The sequence below is a fragment of the Dellaglioa sp. CoH-56-MRSF-14 genome (genome assembly GCF_056782115.1).
In genome coordinates this window covers 1-381 of sequence record NZ_JBXAYB010000040.1, presented here as the reverse complement: position 1 = coordinate 381, position 381 = coordinate 1, and the positions used below count along the sequence as shown (strand labels likewise).

2 tRNA genes and 1 rRNA gene are annotated in these 381 nt (G+C 46.5%); all 3 read left to right on the top strand.

Annotated features, from left to right (window positions below):
• Positions 1-122: 122 nt before the first annotated feature.
• Positions 123-194: transfer RNA gene (locus AC1RPX_RS07760), tRNA-Glu, on the top strand.
• 5 nt (positions 195-199) lie between these two features.
• A tRNA-Thr gene (locus AC1RPX_RS07755) sits at positions 200-272 on the top strand.
• 39 nt (positions 273-311) lie between these two features.
• Positions 312-381: ribosomal RNA gene (gene rrf, locus AC1RPX_RS07750) — 5S ribosomal RNA — on the top strand; the annotation flags it as partial.

The following is a 381-nucleotide window of genomic DNA, read 5'->3' as shown; positions in this document are numbered from 1 at the left end:
AGTTAAGCTTCTTAGCGCCAAGAGTAGTTGGGGGTCGCCCCCTGCGAGGGTAGGACGTTGCCATGCTAATAATAAATTTAAAAATGTGCTAATCTAACTGATTAACACATTTTTATGTATATGACCCGTTGGTCAAGTGGTTAAGACACCGCCCTTTCACGGCGGTAACATGGGTTCAAATCCCGTACGGGTCATTTTCGCCGGCTTAGCTCAGTTGGTAGAGCATCGGTATCGTAAACCGAGGGTCACAGGTTCGACTCCTGCAGCCGGCATTAGTGGTTGCAAAATTGTTTTATGTAGTAGTAAAAGAGTGTGGTGGCGATAGCAAGAAGGATACACCTGTTCCCATGTCGAACACAGAAGTTAAGCTTCTTAGCGCCA